The 16,407-nt window shown below is 73.0% G+C and carries 14 protein-coding genes; 2 read left to right on the top strand and 12 right to left on the bottom strand.

Features of this window, described 5'->3' with window-relative positions; translation table 11 throughout:
• Nucleotides 1-2: 2 nt before the first annotated feature.
• From EV385_RS18295 to EV385_RS18285, 3 genes are read right to left on the bottom strand one after another with little or no spacing between them, the layout of a single operon-like run.
• Complete coding sequence (locus EV385_RS18295) at nucleotides 3-2,144, bottom strand: RecQ family ATP-dependent DNA helicase (RefSeq protein WP_130510564.1); 2,142 nt, start codon at nucleotides 2,142-2,144, stop codon at nucleotides 3-5.
• Nucleotides 2,145-2,200: 56 nt separating this feature from the next.
• Nucleotides 2,201-2,926: an SDR family NAD(P)-dependent oxidoreductase gene (locus tag EV385_RS18290; protein ID WP_130510563.1), complete on the bottom strand. Its 726-nt coding sequence runs from the start codon at nucleotides 2,924-2,926 to the stop codon at nucleotides 2,201-2,203.
• A gap of 37 nt (nucleotides 2,927-2,963) precedes the next feature.
• The gene (locus EV385_RS18285) at nucleotides 2,964-3,989 is read right to left on the bottom strand and encodes a glycerophosphodiester phosphodiesterase (RefSeq protein WP_242624949.1); all 1,026 of its coding nucleotides are present in this window, start codon (nucleotides 3,987-3,989) and stop codon (nucleotides 2,964-2,966) included.
• Between the two features lie 375 nt (nucleotides 3,990-4,364).
• Here EV385_RS18285 and EV385_RS18280 point away from each other — a divergent pair, with 375 nt between their 5' ends.
• Nucleotides 4,365-5,000, top strand: a complete 636-nt coding sequence (locus EV385_RS18280; RefSeq protein WP_130510561.1) for a hypothetical protein — start codon at nucleotides 4,365-4,367, stop codon at nucleotides 4,998-5,000.
• Between the two features lie 113 nt (nucleotides 5,001-5,113).
• Nucleotides 5,114-6,094 carry a tetratricopeptide repeat protein gene (locus EV385_RS18275; protein WP_130510560.1) on the top strand — a complete coding sequence of 327 codons (981 nt, stop codon included), beginning with the start codon at nucleotides 5,114-5,116 and terminating at the stop codon, nucleotides 6,092-6,094.
• Nucleotides 6,095-6,113: 19 nt separating this feature from the next.
• Here the strand turns inward: EV385_RS18275 and EV385_RS18270 are convergent, their stop codons facing one another.
• From EV385_RS18270 to EV385_RS18230, 9 genes are all read right to left on the bottom strand, one after another.
• Entirely contained in the window at nucleotides 6,114-8,444 is a 2,331-nt protein-coding gene (locus EV385_RS18270; RefSeq protein ID WP_130510559.1) for a protein kinase domain-containing protein, read from the bottom strand.
• 92 nt (nucleotides 8,445-8,536) lie between these two features.
• Entirely contained in the window at nucleotides 8,537-10,030 is a 1,494-nt protein-coding gene (locus EV385_RS18265) for a fused MFS/spermidine synthase (RefSeq protein WP_130510558.1), read from the bottom strand.
• A 27-nt stretch (nucleotides 10,031-10,057) separates the two neighbouring features.
• Nucleotides 10,058-11,068 carry a coiled-coil domain-containing protein gene (locus EV385_RS18260; protein WP_130510557.1) on the bottom strand — a complete coding sequence of 337 codons (1,011 nt, stop codon included), beginning with the start codon at nucleotides 11,066-11,068 and terminating at the stop codon, nucleotides 10,058-10,060.
• A 66-nt stretch (nucleotides 11,069-11,134) separates the two neighbouring features.
• The gene (locus EV385_RS18255; protein WP_207229866.1) at nucleotides 11,135-11,908 is read right to left on the bottom strand and encodes an SDR family NAD(P)-dependent oxidoreductase; all 774 of its coding nucleotides are present in this window, start codon (nucleotides 11,906-11,908) and stop codon (nucleotides 11,135-11,137) included.
• Nucleotides 11,908-12,711: an inositol monophosphatase family protein gene (locus EV385_RS18250; protein ID WP_130510556.1), complete on the bottom strand. Its 804-nt coding sequence runs from the start codon at nucleotides 12,709-12,711 to the stop codon at nucleotides 11,908-11,910. Before EV385_RS18250 ends, EV385_RS18255 begins: the two co-directional genes overlap by 1 nt.
• Nucleotides 12,704-13,159, bottom strand: coding sequence for a response regulator (locus EV385_RS18245; RefSeq protein WP_130510555.1), 456 nt, complete (start codon nucleotides 13,157-13,159; stop codon nucleotides 12,704-12,706). The genes EV385_RS18250 and EV385_RS18245 overlap by 8 nt, the downstream gene beginning before the upstream one ends.
• Complete coding sequence (locus tag EV385_RS18240) at nucleotides 13,156-14,742, bottom strand: sensor histidine kinase (protein WP_130510554.1); 1,587 nt, start codon at nucleotides 14,740-14,742, stop codon at nucleotides 13,156-13,158. The genes EV385_RS18245 and EV385_RS18240 overlap by 4 nt, the downstream gene beginning before the upstream one ends.
• Nucleotides 14,739-15,935, bottom strand: coding sequence for a PP2C family protein-serine/threonine phosphatase (locus tag EV385_RS18235; protein WP_130510553.1), 1,197 nt, complete (start codon nucleotides 15,933-15,935; stop codon nucleotides 14,739-14,741). The genes EV385_RS18240 and EV385_RS18235 overlap by 4 nt, the downstream gene beginning before the upstream one ends.
• Nucleotides 15,932-16,369 carry a hypothetical protein gene (locus EV385_RS18230; RefSeq protein WP_242624947.1) on the bottom strand — a complete coding sequence of 146 codons (438 nt, stop codon included), beginning with the start codon at nucleotides 16,367-16,369 and terminating at the stop codon, nucleotides 15,932-15,934. Before EV385_RS18230 ends, EV385_RS18235 begins: the two co-directional genes overlap by 4 nt.
• Nucleotides 16,370-16,407 lie beyond the last annotated feature (38 nt).

Genomic DNA, 16,407 nt, shown 5'->3' with positions numbered 1-16,407 from the left:
GGTCAGCCCGCCACCGCGAGCGCCAGCGGCAGGACACCGGCCGCACCGGCACGGCGCAGCGCCCGGCCCGCCAGCACCATCGTCCAGCCGGAGTCGACGAGGTCGTCGGCCAGCAGCACGGGACCGTCCAGACCGGACAGCGCCACTGCAACCTCGTCCGGCACGGTGAACGCGTCGTGCAGCGCGCGGACCCGCTGGGCGCTGTTGCCGCGCGGCCCCGGCGGACCGGGATGGGTGCGGGTCAGCGTGCCGAGCAGCGGGAGACGGCCGACCGTGGCGACGTGCGCCGCGAGGCTGTGCACGAGCTGCGGGTGCCGCGCCGAACCCACGGCCACCACGGCGGCGGGCCGCCGCTGCCACCGGTCGTCGCCGTGCGCCCAGCTCTTGAGCACCTCGATCACGGCGGCGGCGACCTCGTCGGGCACCGGCCCGTCCGCCGCGTCGGGGCCGAGCAGGGTGCGCAGGCGGTCGCCCCAGCCGAGGTCGGAGAGGCGGCCGACGGCCCGGCCGGGAGCCAACTGCTCGCCGGGGGCGATGCGGCCCTTGAGCGGCACCCCGACCGCCTCGAGACCGGTGGGCCACAGCTTCTTCGGCGCGATCTCGACGCCGGGACGCCCCAGGAAGGTGTGTGCGGCGGCCAGGGACTGCTCGGACACCTGAGCGTCGAACTCCGGACCGGCGCAGTTGTCGCACCGCCCGCACGGCACGGCCTCGGGATCGTCGAGGCAGCGGCGGAGGAACTCCATGCGGCAGGCGGACGTGTCCGCGTACTCGATCATGGTTTGCTGTTCGGCGGTGCGCGCCTGCGCGACCCGCCGCAGCCGCTCGGTGTCGTAGGTCCAGGGCTCGCCGGTGGCGAGCCAGCCACCTCGGGTACGGCGCACCGCACCGTCCACGTCGAGCACCTTGAGCATGAGTTCGAGCCGGGCCCGGCGCAGGTCCACGATGGGCTCCAGCGCGGGCGTGGACAGCGGCCGGTCCGGTGACAGCGCCGACAGGACGGCCCGCACCTGCTGCTCCGGCGGGAAGGCGAGGGACGCGAAGTACCGCCAGATCGCCGCGTCCTCGGGCCCGGGCAGCAGCACCACCTCGGCGTGCGTGACCGCGCGGCCCGCCCGCCCGACCTGCTGGTAGTACGCGATCGGCGAGGGCGGCGCGCCCAGGTGCACGACGAACCCGAGATCCGGCTTGTCGAAACCCATGCCGAGCGCCGACGTGGCCACCAGCGCCTTGATCTTGTTGTCCAGCAGGTCCTGCTCGGCGGCGCGGCGCTCGGCGTCCTCGACCTGCCCGGTGTACGACGCCACCGCGAAGCCCCGCGTACGCAGGAACTCCGCCGTCTCCGTCGCGGCCGCCACCGTCAGGGTGTAGACGATGCCGGAGCCGGGCAGCCGGTCGAGGTGGTCCGCCAGCCAGGCCAGCCGGTGCGCCGGGTCACCCAGGCGCAGCACCGCCAGGCGCAGCGAGTCGCGCTCCAGCGGCCCGCGCAGCACCAGGGCGTCGCCGAGCTGGTCGGCCACGTCCGCGGCGACCCGGGCGTTCGCGGTGGCCGTGGTGGCCAGCACCGGCGTACGCGGCGGCAGGCCCGCCAGGAACGTCCGCAGCCGCCGGTAGTCGGGGCGGAAGTCGTGGCCCCAGTCGGAGACGCAGTGCGCCTCGTCCACCACCAGCAGGCCGGTGGTGGCCGCCAGGCCGGGCAGCACGGTGTCGCGGAAGTCCGGATTGTTGAGCCGCTCCGGGCTGATCAGCAGCACGTCGACCGCACCGGCCCGGATCTCCGCGGTGATCTCGCCCCACTCGTCGAGGTTCGCCGAGTTGATCGTGCGGGCGCGGATGCCGGCCCGGGCCGCCGCCTCCACCTGGTTGCGCATGAGGGCCAGCAGCGGCGACACGATGACGGTCGGGCCGGCGGCCGGCTCACCCGCCTCCGCGGCGACGCCGTCACGGAGCAGTGCCGTCGCGACGAAGTAGACCGCCGACTTGCCCCAGCCCGTCCGCTGCACGCACAGCACCCGGCGCCGGTCGACGACCAGCGCCTCGATCGCGCGCCACTGGTCCTCGCGCAGCACCGCCCGCTCGCCCGCGAGGCGGCGCAGCACCTCCTCGGCGCACTCGCGCACGGCCGTACGCTCAGCGGTGCTCACCGGTGTCAACTCAGCCACCCGGCATGTCTACCAGCCCGGGCCGACATCCCGGCGGCTCAGCGGCCCAGGACGGAACCGCCGTTGACGTTGATGATCTGCCCGGTGACGTACCCGCCGCCGGGACCGGCCAGCCAGCGCACCGCCTCGGCGATGTCGCCCGACTCGCCCGGATGCTTGACCAGCGTCGCCGCGACCCGGCTGGCATGGCCCTCCGCGGTCATCCGGTCGGCGAAGAACTCGGTGTCCGCCACGTAGCCGGGGGCGATCACGTTGGCCGTGACACCGTCCGGGCCGAGCTGGGTGGCCAGCTCGAACATCCAGCCGTGCAGGGCGGCCTTCGCGGCGGCGTACGGTCCCGCGCCGCCGCGCTGCGCGGCCTGGGAGCTGATCAGCACGACCCGCCCGCCGGGGCGGCGAATCCGGGGCAGCAGCGCCTCGGTCAGCAGCACCGCGCTGATGACGTTGGCGTCAAACGCGGCCCGCCACTGCGCCGCCACCCCGGGCAGGGTGGTGTCGTCCGACGGCGTGAACCCGCCCGCGTTGTTGACCAGCACGTCCACCGCACGATCCCCGACCGCCGCGCTGACCGCGCCGAGCTGCGCGGGATCGGTCAGGTCGGCGGTGACCGCACTCGCCTGGGGCCCGATCCACGTCACCGCCTCCGCCAGCACCTCGGGCCGGCGGCCGACGATGATCACGTCGTACCCTTCTCCCGCCAGCATCCCCGCCGTCGCCCGGCCGATGCCCGTGCCGCCCCCGCTGACCACCGCAAGCCTCGTCATGCCCTGACTCTAGATCGCGGCGTCCGCCCGGCAGGGGTCAGCTCGCCCCGCTGAGCAGCCCGGCGCGGGCCGCCACCGCGGCGTCCGGATGGTCGGCGAACACGCCGTCCACGCCCAGCCGCAGGAACAGGTCGCACTCGGCGGCGAGGTCGCCGTGGCCGTCGGGGTCGGTGCCCGCGCGGAAGTCCAGCGGCAGGAAGCGGTTCTCGGCGCGGAACGTCCACGCGTGCACGGCGAGTCCGGCCTCGTGGGCGTCGCGCACCACCACGCTGGCGGCCAGCAGCCGGCCGGTGCCGTCGCGCGGCACGAGCAGGTTCTTGGCGGGGCCGATGCCGTGCGCGTACTCCGCGATTCCCGCGAGCCCGGCGGGGGTGGCCAGGTCGCGGTAGGCGCGGGCGTCACCGGCCTCGGTGTGGTCCCACGGGCGGCCCCGGGAGTCGAGCAGCTGGATCAGGCGTACGTCGGTCATCCGGGCCAGCCGGCGCAGGTTGGCGGTCTCGAACGACTGGATGAACACCGGCGCGTCCGGGCCGTCGAGGCCGTGGCGGCGCAGCGCGGTGACCAGCGGTTCCTCCAGCGACAGGCCGATCGCGGCGAAGTAGCTGGGATGCTTGGTCTCGGGATAGACGCCGATCGGCCGGCCCAGCCGCCGGCCTTCGGCCAGCGCCAGGCCGACGACCTCGTCGAAGGTGGGTATCTCCAGGCTTCCGTCGAAGGAGGCGTTCCGCGGACGTACGGTGGGCAGCCGCTCCACCGCCCGCAGCGTGCGCAGCTCGGCCAGCGTGAAGTCCTCGGTGAACCACCCGGTCACCGCGACGCCGTCGATCGCCTTCGTGGTGTGCCGTTCGGCGAACTCCGGGCGCCGCGCCACGTCGGTGGTGCCGGAGATCTCGTTCTCGTGCCGGGCCACGAGCACGCCGTCGCGGGTGGCGACCAGGTCCGGCTCGATGTAGTCGGCGCCCATCCGGATCGCCAGCCGGTACGCCTCGAGGGTGTGTTCGGGCCGGTATCCGGAGGCGCCGCGGTGGGCGATGACCAGCGGGTGCGGCGACAGGTGGGTCACGTCAGGAGTCAACCGGTCGCGGGCGACGGCGCAGCGGGTACCACGTGACCATCACGTGAATGCCACTCCCAGGGGGTACCTCCGCCGCCGTGGCGTGGCGATGGACTCCCACGTTCGCGGCCAGCAGCCACGCGAGAACTCAGGTTGATATTGATCGGCTACAACGCGCCGACCATTGTCAGCAGGCCAGTATCCGACATTGCATTGACATACATGGATGGTTACTCTCTAGAGTGATTGACGAAATCGGCCGCCATCGAAATCCGACAAGGGATATCTATTGCCGCCAAGCACCGCACACCCTTGCCAGTCTCAGCATCGCGCGGATCCGTATGCCAGAGGATTTCCACACCACCAAGGGGGATAACACATACCATGCGAAAAACAGTATTGATCACCTTTACGATGGGGCTTGCCATCGCCCTGTCGTGGACCTCTCCAGCATCAGCTGCCGACACCGCTCCGCAGGTCAAGCGCCATGCAATCACATCAAAGCTGACCGAAAGTTCGCTTAAGACATTCGGAATGTTGCAGTTGAGAAACCTAAAAACAAGTCAGCACGTCACGCCGTTTGCAGCACCGCCTGGCGGCGGTTGCCGCTATCCGGTCAGCTTCAATGGCTTTGCCCAGTACACAAATGGCACGCTGAGCGCAGTCAACCTTGACTATCAGGCGCAGGTTGTGTGTACGGCCACGGGGCCTAATCAGAGCATGGGCGCGATCGTAGACACGGCACAACTCTGGAAGAATACGACCATGCTCGGCGAGGCCCCGACCGTAAACTGCGTCGATTGCCTTGTTTCTCCGGTGTCAATGGACTTCTACGCTTGCGGCGGCGTTACTTGTGCCGGCAATTACTGGGCGAGCAATCTCTATGGCCTAAAGGCTCCTTCGGGATACGCTTGGCCTACCCCGCCGGCCGGCTGCATCGGACAAGGACAACAGCCCCCGTACGAGTGGATACTGTGCACGGTGGTCACAGACACGGTGACCGTGCCGCCAACGGCGTGATCGGCGAAGGGGTCGCTTAGGGGCTCTCGAGTGGCCCTCTATAACTCGCCAGACCTCCAGCGCGTGGAGCGCCACCATCCGCGGGAGTGACCGGCCGAACCGGAGGCGCTGTCATGGAACATTCATCCGTTGCCGATCTTGTGTGCGCGGCGTTGCGCACGGCCGCCTCGGAGACCGCTCGGCGGCAGCCCCGGGTGTTAGGCGCCGTTCGTGCCTTGCGGGAGACGTTGGCGCGCAGCCTTGCCGGTGATGCGGGCGCTGGCATCGCAGTGGATCAGTTGTCTGCATTGGACACCGACCCAGCCACCGTCCGGACGTGCCGGGACCGGCTGCATGCCGCTCTCCGTCAATTGGCCCCGAGCGACCTTCAGGATCTCGCAGCCCGCGCCCATTCCGTGCTGATGCTGACCGATCCAGACAGTACGCAACACGACCGGCTCCCTACGGGCAGCCGAGACCAGTCACACCGCGCCGAGACAAGACGGGTCGCGGTGGGCGCCAGTCGTGCGGGATCTTCCACCGCCGATCCGGTGCGGTTCCTGGCGCCGGTGAGCGCCGCCGAGCGTGAGGCGGCACCTAAGGCCCTTCCGACCGACGTCCTGCGCGCGAAGGCTGAGGCACTCGCCGTCGCCGAGCAAACGCTGGGTAGCACCCACCGCGATACCCTCGCCGCGCGGATCGAGCTCGCCCTCGCGTACGCCGCGGAGGGACTTGCCGACCAGGCCGCGGTCCTGCTACGCCGGGTCCTCGCGGATCGCGAGCAACTGCTGGGCGTCGACCACCCCGACACTGCGCTCGCGCGGTCATATCTGGCCGTGGCGCACCGTTCGGCCGGCAACGCCGGCGCCCGCATCGACCTGCTCAAGCGCAGCCTCGCCGACGCCGAGTCGGAGCTGGGCGAGGATCACCCCGACACTCGCAATGCACGAGTCGATCTCGCCTACACCTTCCGAGCCGCCGGAGAGAACCAAGCGGCGATCGACCTGATGGCACGGGTTCTCGCCGACGCCGAGCGATTGTTGGGGCCTGACCATCGCGACACCCGTACCGCCGCCGCGGCCCTGCGGTGGTGGCGGGATGGTGACGCGGGCTGAGCACCACCCGCGGTGAACGTCATACGGAGATCCACGGGCCTCGCCCGGCTGGGGGCCCGGCCGGTCCGGTGTGCGGGTGCCGGTGGGCCGGGGCCGGGGCCGGGCGGCGCTTGACCTTCTCGACCGAGCCTCGATCGGCCGCTGCGCCCGTCCCCGAGTCCGGCACCAGCACACCGAGGCGCGGGCTCGATGCGAACCCCGCCGCCGGACCGGCCCGTCCACCGACGCCGGGCAGCGGTCCCCCGCCGACCGGGCCGGGGCTGGGCGCACCGGCAGCCGGAACACTCGGTGTCTCCTCCGTCCCGATCATCGAGGTACGCCCACCGGTGCGCCCGGATCCCGCGCCGCCGTCCGAACGCGTCGCCGGTGCGGTGGCGGCACCCGAGCCGGCGCCCGCGCCGCTGCCGGTGCTGCCGCGGTCCGCGCCGCGCCCCGCCGTCCGGCCCTTGCCCGCCGCCTCGGTGACCGGGCTGTCCTCGGTGTTCACCGCGACGGTCGCCACCCCGAGCACCTCGGCCCGGCACGGACTGCTGTCGACGGTGAAGGCCAACGGCAACGGGTTGGTCTCCCGGTACGCGCCGTGCAGGATCACGGACACCCCCCGGCGCGGCGCCAGCGTCGTGCCACCGGCCGCGCGCAGGACGACTTTCCGGCCATGCTGGGTGACCGTGGACGGGGCCTCGACGATCCGCTGGCTACCCGGGTAGAGGAAGGACATCCGCCAGCGGCGCAGCACGCGGTCGCTCGTGTTGAACACGGTCACGAGCGCCTCGAAGCCGGTGCCGGTGTCCTGCCGTACCTGGTAGCGCACCTTGCAGTCCGGGCGGCGCTGGGTCAGCGCGGGGGTACCGGTACCGGCGGCGGCCGCCTGGTTGTCGTCCACGTCGGTGGGTTCCCGCGCCGCCGACCAGGCCACGCCGACCGCCACCAGCAGGGTCAGCGTGAGCGCCACGGCCTGCAGGCCGTGCCGGGCCGCGAACGCCGCCCAGTGTCCCGTGCCCCTGCCGCCCCGGCCGTCGGCGGCCAGCCCGAGGCCGGTGCCGAAGGCGCGGCGGCGGAGCCGGCCACCGGCGAACAGGCCGCCGCCGAGCGGTCGCGCGACGCCCAGCCGCAGGGCGGCGCCGATCCGCAGCCCGGCGCGGAGCCGGAGAACCCGGAGCGCGGCCCGGACCGGACGCCCGCCCCGGGCGGGCGGCCCGCTCGGCTCCGCCGGGCTCGACGACTTGGCCCGGCGCGCGCCGGGCCGGGCCGGGGACCGGGACGGCATGCGCCGCCAGGTGATCGCGGGCCCGCCGGTGCGTGCGGGTACCCGCGCAGCGGTCCGGGCGCGCCGGTCCTGGGGTCCGTGACCGTTGCCGGTGACCCGGCGGGCGGGCCCGCCGGGCGCCGGAACGTGAACGGCCGACGGCACGGCGGCGGGGCGCGCGTCCGGCACGGTCGCGTCGACGTCCACCGATACGGCCGGCCGCTCCGCGCCGCCGATCGGCGGGATGATCGGCTGCACCCCGATGATCTCGGCGAGGGTGTGCGCCACCTCCCCCGCCCCGGGCCGGTCCTCCGGGTCCTTGGCCAGGCAGCGCAGGCACACCAGCGCCACCTCCACCGGCATCCCGGGCAGTTCCGGCACCGGTTCGGGGTCGGCGTACAGGTGGGCGCGCAGCGCCTCGGTGGTGGTTTCGGCGGGCCAGGGCAGGCGGGCGGTGAGCGCCCGGTACAGCAGCAGGCCGAGGGCGTACACGTCGGTGGCGGGTGAGACCTGGCCGCCGGCGAGGCGCTCCGGCGCCAGGTACGCGGGGGTGCCGAGCAGGCTGCCGTCGGGGGCCGAGTCGCGCTGGCCCACCAGCGCCGAGATGCCGAAGTCGACGACCTTGGCGCCCGATCCGGTGAGCATGACGTTGGCGGGGGTGACGTCGCGGTGCACGACGCCCCGGGCGTGTGCGGTGGCCAGCGCCGACGCCACGTCGACCGCGACGGAGACCGCGTCGCGCCACGGCAGGGGGCCGTCCCGGCGCAGCCGGGCCCCGACGGACTCGCCGTCATTCAGCTCCATCACCACGTACGGGACGGTGAGCCGCTCGGACAGCGGGGACTCACCGAAGTCGAAGATCCCGGTGATGTGCGGGTGACACAGCCGGGCGGCGGCCAGCGCCTCCTGGCGCAGCCGGTCGCGGAACGCGGCGTCGCGGGCGAGTTGGGGGGACAGCACCTTGACCGCGACCTCGCGGCCGAGGATCTCGTCGAAGCCCCGCCAGACAACGGACATCCCGCCGGTGCCGAGCCGCTCCACGAGGCGGTATCGGCCACCGATGTGGCCGGTGTCCTGTCTGCCGCCCCGCGCCACCCACCCCATGAGCCGATTGTTGCCCGGTCGGCGACCCCCGGACGGGCCGTCCGGGAAAACGGTGCGAACTCGGCCGCGTGGTTCGAACAAGCGGCTGAAACTCAGCCCGCCAGCAGTTGATCCACTGGCGCGTAGTCGTCGGTGAGCACCCGCGCGTCGCCGACGAACGCGGCCAGCTCCCGCCCCTCCAGCACGGTGACCGCCTCGCCGACCTCGGCCAGCCGGTCCCGCAGCACGGACAGCGGCAGCGGCCGCGCGGCCGCGAGGATGACGAAGTTCGACCCGGCGGGCCCGGTGAGCGCGGCCGGGGGCGCGACCAGCGCGACGTACGGGAAGGCCGCCGCGACCGTGGCCAGCTCGGCACGCAGGAACCGGCGCGGCGGGTAGTCGATGACGTTCTGGGCGTACCAGCCGCCGGGGCGCAGCACCCGGGCGATGTCGGCGGCCATCTCCCGGGTGGCGAGGTGCCACGGGACGACGAGGTGGCTGAACGCGTCGCCGATCACCAGGTCGTACCGGGCGGCGGGCTGGGCGGCCACCCCCACCCGCGCGTCGCCGACCCGGACGCGCAGGTCGGGGCCGGTACGCAGGCCCAGCTCGCGGCGGTCCAGGTCGACCAGGGCGCCGTCGAGTTCGAGGACGAGCTGATCGCTGCCCGGCCGGCTGGCGCGCACGTACGCGGGCAGGGTGAACCCGCCGCCCCCCACGTGCAGGGCGGCGACGGGAACGCCGCGCGGGGCCTGCACGTCGGCGATGGCGCCGAGCCACCGCACGTACGCGAACCCCAGGCGGGTCGGGTCGGCCAGGTCGACGTACGAGTGCGCCGCCGAGTTGAGCACCAGGGTCCGCCCGCCCGGCACGGCCGGGTCCCGCTCGACGCGGGCACAGTGGTACGCGGTCTCCACGTCACACGGGGTCGGCGCGCTCGCCCCCAGGCCCGCTACCAGCAGCCCGACCGTGGTCACCACCGCGCGGGCTCGCGGCCGCCCGGTCTCGTGGCGGCGCAGGTAGGCGCCCAGCGCGAGCCCGCCGACTCCGAGCAGCCCGGCCAGGCCCAGCACGATCCAGCTGCTGGGCAGCGCGGCGACCAGCACGAACCCGGTGCCGAGGGTGGCGGTGATCGCCCCGAGCGTGCCGATGCTGGACAGCCGTCCCACCACGTGCCCGGTCCGGTGCAGGTCGCGCAGTTGCAGCTTGACCACGAGTGGGGTGATGCCGGAAAGCAGGAAGGCGGGCGGGAAGACCGCCAGCGCGGCCAGTAGCAGCACGGCGGAGGCCGCGCCGCCGCGCAGGATCTCCCCGCCGAAGCGGACCAGCGGCAGGGTGAGCGCGGTGCCGATGGCGGCGAGGATCAGCGCCGGGGCCAGCAGGGTGCGCGGGTCGTACCGGTCGGCCAGCCGCCCGCCCAGCCAGGTGCCGTACGCGATGGCACCCAGCGCGATGCCGATGACCGAGCTGCTCACCTGCAGCGTGATCCCGACGTACGGGCCGACCAGCCGCAGCGCGACGATCTCCAGCACGAGCACGGCCCCGCTGGCGGCGAAGACCAGGGCGGTGGCCAGTCCCGAGGGCAGCGCGCGCGGTGGTGCGTCCATCGCGCGGATGTTACCGGCCGAAACCAGTCACAGGACGGACAAGTGGACGTGGTTGGTGTGCGCGGCGGACGCACTGCCCGAGCCGCTGTACGACCGCCAGCCGGTGTTGGGCAGCCAGATCTGCCGGAACCAGATGACGTACATGACGCCGAGGCGGGAGGCGTTCTTGACGAAGTAAGCGGCGAGCCGGTCCCCGTACGTTTTGTCGCTTCCCGTGGCGGCGGAGGTGCGGAACGTGGACTTGTTGGAGGAGAAGTCGCAGGCCCGGCCCCTGGGGTGCTCCCCGGAGGAGCGTTCGCTGAAGCAGGACGTGAAGTGCGTGAACCCCACCGACCGCGCCTGCCGGTAGGAGTTGAGCAGCCGAGGGGTGATGCAGCCGCCGGTGGTGGGGTCGTCGACCGTGCAGGACTCCTTCGGCCACGACCCGTCCGAGTTGCGCGGTGCGGGCTTGGCCAGCGGGGAGTTGACGTCGATGAACCCGCCCGCCACCCGGCCGCCGCCGACGCTGGCCAGCGCCAGCTCGGCCTCCTTCTTCTTGCGGGCCAGGATCTCGACCTGCTTCTCCTGCTCGGCGATCTCGCGGGTGATCGCCTGCTGGGCCGCCTTCGTGGTGTTCACGGCCCGGCGGTAGTCGGCCAGCGCCCGGCCGTCCAGCTGGGCCATCGCGTCGAGCCGGGCCATCCGGTCCAGGAACGCGTCCGGGGAGCTGCTGTTAAGCAGCAGGGTCATCGTGGTGACCCGCCCGTACCGGTAGGCCCGCCCCGCGGTGACCTGGACCTGGCCCTGCATCCGGGCGGCGTCGGCCTGCGCCTGCTTGAGGGTGTCCCGTAGCTGGACCTGGCGCTTCTTGGAGGCGTTGAGCTTCGCGGTGGCTTCCAGGTGACCCTTGGCGGCCGACTCCAGGGCGTCGCGCAGGGTCTTCGTGCCGCCCTCCGGGTCGGCGTGCGCCGGCGTCGGCGCGACCATCAGTAACGCGGCGAGGGCGGCCAGCAGCACGACGGGCACGGACCAGCACCGCCGAAGGAGAGTCGCCGCCACGGTCTACCTCCACCAATCATGAGCGCCGGTGACTCTACCCCGCCGGAGGCCCTGGTGGCAGACCGCTTACGTGGCCGAATACCCACCATCGACGAAGAGTGTCTGGCCGGTTACCGCGGCGCCCGCGTCGCCGGCCAGGAACAGCACGCAGCCCGCGAAGTCGGTGGGCACCCCGTTGCGGCCGATCATGGCGCGGGCGGCGTGCCCGGCGGCCCGCGCCGGGTCGGCGAAGAGTTCCCCGGTCAACGGGGTCTCCACCACGCCCGGCGCGATCGCGTTGCAGCACACGCCGTACCGCGACCACGCCTCGGCCTGCGACCTGGTCAACGCGACGAGCCCGGCCTTGGACACGCCGTAGGCGCCGCTGTTGCCGTACGCCCGGAATGCCTGCTGGGACGCCACATTGATGATCCGGCCCCAGCCGCGCGCCGCCATCGCCGGGGCGAACCGCTGTCCGAGCAGGAACGGCGCGGTGAGGTTCGCGGCCAGCGTCTGGTCCCAGTCGGCGTCGGTGAGCTGGGGCAGCGGCGGGCGGTGGTTGACGGCCGCGGCGTTGACGAGCACGTCCGGCTCCCCGTACCGATCGACGATCTCGTCGGCGGCGGCCGTGACCGCCGCCCGGTCGGCGAGGTCCGCGCTGATCGCGGCCGCGGAAGCGCCCACGGCCGCGAGGTCCGCGACCGCGTCGCCCAGCGGGCCGGAGCGGCGCGCGAGCAGCACGACGCGGGCGCCGGCCGCGCCGAGCGCGACCGCCATCGCCCGGCCGATGCCCGAGCTGCCACCGGTCACGACCGCGGTGCGGCCGCGCAGACCGAACAGCGATTCCAGGTACGCCGACATCAGCGCCCCGCCGGCAGCAGCGTGTCGTGCACCTGGTCCCAGATGCCGGGGTTGGCGGCCACGATCAGGCCGGGCCCGGTGGAGCCCGGCCGGTACTCGGCACCGTCGAAGTGCCGGACGGCGCCGCCCGCCTCGCGCACGATCAGCGCGCCCGGCAGGTGGTCCCACGGCATGACCTTCCAGAACAGGGCGAACTGCTGCGCGTCCGTGGCGACCGCCGGGTACTCGTAACCGGCGCAGTGCTTGCCCGAGGTGACCGTGCCCAGCTGCGGGCCGTGCGCGTCCACCCGGCGCCGCAGGTCCTCCGGGAAGTAGCGGGACGGCACGGAGCCGGTGAGGGTGCCCGCGGGCGGAACGTCGGTCCGCGCGGTGATCCGCACCCCGTCGCGGAAGGCGCCCGCGCCGCGCTCGGCCACCACCATCGAGTCGCCGGGCACATCGAGGATCCACCCGGCGGCCGTCTCGCCGCCGCGCAGCAGCGCCACCATCACCGCGAACGGGGTCCGCCCGGACGCGAAGTTGGCCGTTCCGTCGACCGGGTCGACCACCCACACCGCGCCGTCGTCGCCGAGCCGGTCCAGCACGCCGGGATCGGCGGCCACCGCCTCCTCCCCCACCACGACCGAGCCGGGCAGCAGCCCGGTCAGCCCGGCGGTGAGCGCCCGTTCGGCCTCCGCGTCGGCCACGGTCACCACGTCGCCGGGTGCCTTCTCCCGGACGTCGGCGGCCGCCAGCCGCCGGAAGCGCGGCAGCACGACGGTACGGGCGACCTCCCGGACAAGCGCAGCGACCTCCTCAACCACGAGGCGGCAACCTGACCACGCTGACGAAGAACTCGTCGATCTGCCGAATCACCGAGATGAACCGGTCGAAGTCGACCGGCTTGGTGACGTACGCGTTGGCGTGCAACTCGTAGCTGCGCAGGATGTCCTCGTCCGCCGCCGACGTGGTGAGCACCACCACGGGGATCCGGCCCAGGTCCGGATCCTTCTTGATCTCGGCGAGGACCTCGCGACCGTCCCGCTTGGGCAGATTCAGGTCGAGCAGGATCAGGTCGGGCCGGATCGAGTCCGCGTACGCGCCCTCGCGACGCAGGTAGGCCAACGCCTCGGCCCCGTCGGGGACGACCGTGAGCCGGTTGCGGACCTTGTGTTCCTGGAACGCCTCCTGCGTCATCAACACGTCGCCCGGGTCGTCCTCTACGAGCAGCACCTCGATCGGCGTGCCGTCCAGCCGCGTCGCGCCGGTCATGCGGTGGCCTCCTTGTCGGGTTCAACGGGTACCCCGGCCAGCAGCGGCAGGGTGAACCAGATCGAGGTGCCCTCGTCCACATCGAGGTCCAGCCAGATCCGGCCGCCATGGTATTCGACGATCTTCTTGACGATCGCCAGCCCGATCCCGGTGCCCTCGTAGGCGTCCCTGGGATGCAGCCGTTGGAAGATCACGAAGACCTTGTCGGCGAACTCGGCCTCGATGCCGATGCCGTTGTCGCGGACGTTGATCCGCCACTCCCGCTCGTCCTGTTCCGCACTGACCCGCACCACCGGGGGGACGCCGGGGCGGTGGAACTTCAGCGCGTTGCCGACCAGGTTGACGAAGAGCGTCGTCAGCAGCGCCTCCTCCCCCTCGACCGTGGGCAGGGCGGACCACTCGATGCGGCCGTCGGTGCCGGTCCGCGACTCCAGCTCGGACGACACCCGGGTCAGCACCTGATCCAGGTCGACGTCGGTGAAGCCGGAGGTCAGCCGCCCGATCCGGGAGAAGGCCAGCAGGTCGTTGATGAGCTGCTGCATGCGCTGCGCGCCGTCCACCGCGAACGCGATGTACTGGTCGGCGCGCTCGTCGAGCTGGCCCGCGTACCGGCGTTGCAGCAGCTGGCAGAAGCTGGCCACCTTGCGCAGCGGCTCCTGCAGGTCGTGCGAGGCGACGTACGCGAACTGCTCCAGGTCGCGATTGGACCGGGTCAGCTCGTCGGCCTGCTGTTTGAGCTGGTCGTTGACCCACTCGACCTGGCCGCGCGCCTCGCGTACCTCGGCGAGCTCCGAGGCGATCTGGCGGCGCATCGCGTCCACGTCCGCGGCGAGCGCGACCAGCTCGGGCGAGCCTCGGCTGGTGATCTGCCGGTCGTAGTTGCCCGCGGCCACCTCCCGTACCTGGGCGGCGAGGCCGAGGATCGGGCGGGTGACCATGCGGTCCAGCAGGAACAGCAGCAGCGCGCCCGCGACCAGGACGATCCCGGCCGCGGCTATCTCCAGGACGAGCAGCGTGCCGGAGGTCTGCCGCACGTTGTCCACGGACTGCTCGCGCATCACGAGGACGCGCATCTGCAGCTCCGCGACCGCCGTGCGCACCGGGTCGAAGGAGGTCGTGTCGGCGGCGAGCCGCACTGCCTGCTGGGCGTCCGGCCCGCCCCGCCGTTTCCCCGCGATGATCGGCTCGGCGACGGCGACGCGCCAGGCGTCCGCGCGGCGCCGCACCTCCTGGAGCGCGTCGCGGATCTCGGGATCGGCGTGCTGGTCGAGGGCCTTGTCGATCCTCTCCTCGCTCTGCTGCTCGGCGATGCGCCCCGCCAGGTAAGGCTGGAGGCTCTCCTCCTTGCCGCTGATCGCGAACCCGCGCACCGCGGTCTCCTGGTCGACCAGTGACGTCGACAGGGTCTCACCGGCTATCCGCATCGGGCCGGTGCGATTGATCAGGGTGTCGATGTGTTCGTTGCTGCGCGCCGCGATGACCGCCGCGCCGATGCCGAGCCCGGCCAGCACCACACCGGCCGCGAAGCACAGCGCCATCACCCGGCGCCGCATCGTCCACGCGCGCACGGCGAACAGCCTCATCGGCCGCCGCCCCGGGAAAGCAGCAGCATCGCCACGTCGTCGGCCAGCGGCCCGCCGTTGGCCCGTTCGGCCCGGCCGACCAGCCACGCCGGCAGGGCGGGCAGGGGCACCTGCCGGGCGTCCGGTTCGTCCAGCAGCGCGCACAGGCCGGGCACCTCGAGGCGGTCGTCGCCGGGGCCGGTACGCCCGTCAATGAGCCCGTCGGTGTACATCAGCAGGGACCAGTCGTCGCCGGAGAGATCCAGCTCGGTCGCGGGGGTCGGGGTGGGTAACACCCCCAGCACGATGCCACGACTCGCCGCGACCGGCTGGGCCCGGCCCCCGCGCAGCAGGATGGGCGCCGGGTGTCCGGCCAGCCGGACCGTGGCCCGGTTGCGGGGCAGGTCGAGCACGACGGAGGCGACCGTGGCGAAGATCTCCCGGGCCCGCCGTTCCGACATGAGTACCTGTTCCAGCGCGCCGAGGATCTCCCCGTCGGGCACCCCGGCCAGCACCAGCGCCCGCCACGCGACGCGCAGTTCCACGCCGAGCGCGGCCTCGTCCACGCTGTGCCCGCACACGTCGCCGACGATGACGTGCAGCCGGTCCTCGCCCACCTGGACGACGTCGAAGAAGTCGCCGCCGAGCAGGCCCAGCGCCCGCCCGGAGCGGTAGAACGTGTGCACCGCGACCTCGGTGGTGTCCATCAGCGGCTGCGGCAGCAGACCCCGTTCCAGCCGGGCCGACTCGGCCTGGCGCAGTTCCGCCTCGCGCAACCGCCGGGTGTTCTCGTCGGCGCGCTTGCGCTCGACCGCGTACCGCAGCGCCCGGCTCAGCAGGACGCCGTCCACCTGGCCCTTCACCAGGTAGTCCTGGGCGCCTTCGGCGACCGCGGCGACCCCCAGGTGCTCGTCGCTGCGACCGGTCAGGACGCAGACGGCCGCGTGGCCCGCGACCGCCAGCAGCTTGCGCAGCCCGTCGATGCCCTCGGCGTCCGGCAGCCCGAGGTCCAGCAGCACGCAGTGGATACCCGCCATCAGATCCCGCGCCTGGCCCAGGGTGGTCGCCACCTGCAGGTCGAACGCGGAGTCGGCCTCGCTGAGCAGCTCACGCACCAGGTACGCGTCGCCTTCGTCGTCCTCGACGAGCAGGACGCGCAGCCGCTCCGGGGAACGAGCGGCCGCACCAGCGGGCACAGGGCGGGCGGCCGTCACGGTCTCGGTTCGCCCACGGTGCTGGCGTCCACGGTGCTGGCGTCCACGGTCTGGGCGTCCATGGCCGCGGCTTTCCCGGGGTCCGTGGCCGTGGGGTCGGCGACGGTGGCTTCCTGGGCGACCCGGAGCGCGTGCCGGGCGATCACCTCGCCCAGAATTCCGTGCAGTTGTCCACATTCACGGCAGTGCAAATTCTCGTCGAGGCGGCGGCTGCCGCACTGGCTGCAGGTGCCGTGGTCGGCGGGGTCCCGGTACGAGGCCAGCGCCCGGCACATCGCCCGCACCACATGATCACCCACGGCGAAGGTGCCCTCACCCAGCGCGGTACGCACGCCCAGCACGGCGACCGGTGCGGCGTCCGGAGCGGGGTCGAAGTGGGCCACCCGGTCGATGAAATCCGCGAGCACGGCGGTGGGGTCGAGTGGCTCGGTCACGCGTCCACGCTATGTCACGCGCCCGGGAGATCCATCGG

Origin of the sequence: Krasilnikovia cinnamomea (genome assembly GCF_004217545.1) — a bacterium.
GTDB lineage: Bacteria > Actinomycetota > Actinomycetes > Mycobacteriales > Micromonosporaceae > Actinoplanes > Actinoplanes cinnamomeus.
The sequence above is the reverse complement of the archived record's forward strand: the minus strand, read 5'-3'. Positions and strand labels throughout refer to the sequence as shown.

Excerpts from the sequence above, each read along its gene's own strand:
- EV385_RS18290 (WP_130510563.1), bottom strand. The coding sequence starts at position 2,926 with ATGACGAGGCTTGCGGTGGTCAGCGGGGGCGGCACGGGCATCGGCCGG.
- EV385_RS18280 (WP_130510561.1), top strand. The coding sequence starts at position 4,365 with ATGCGAAAAACAGTATTGATCACCTTTACGATGGGGCTTGCCATCGCC.
- EV385_RS18275 (WP_130510560.1), top strand. The coding sequence starts at position 5,114 with ATGGAACATTCATCCGTTGCCGATCTTGTGTGCGCGGCGTTGCGCACG.
- EV385_RS18270 (WP_130510559.1), bottom strand. The coding sequence starts at position 8,444 with ATGGGGTGGGTGGCGCGGGGCGGCAGACAGGACACCGGCCACATCGGT.
- EV385_RS18265 (WP_130510558.1), bottom strand. The coding sequence starts at position 10,030 with ATGGACGCACCACCGCGCGCGCTGCCCTCGGGACTGGCCACCGCCCTG.
- EV385_RS18255 (WP_207229866.1), bottom strand. The coding sequence starts at position 11,908 with ATGTCGGCGTACCTGGAATCGCTGTTCGGTCTGCGCGGCCGCACCGCG.
- EV385_RS18245 (WP_130510555.1), bottom strand. The coding sequence starts at position 13,159 with ATGACCGGCGCGACGCGGCTGGACGGCACGCCGATCGAGGTGCTGCTC.
- EV385_RS18240 (WP_130510554.1), bottom strand. The coding sequence starts at position 14,742 with ATGAGGCTGTTCGCCGTGCGCGCGTGGACGATGCGGCGCCGGGTGATG.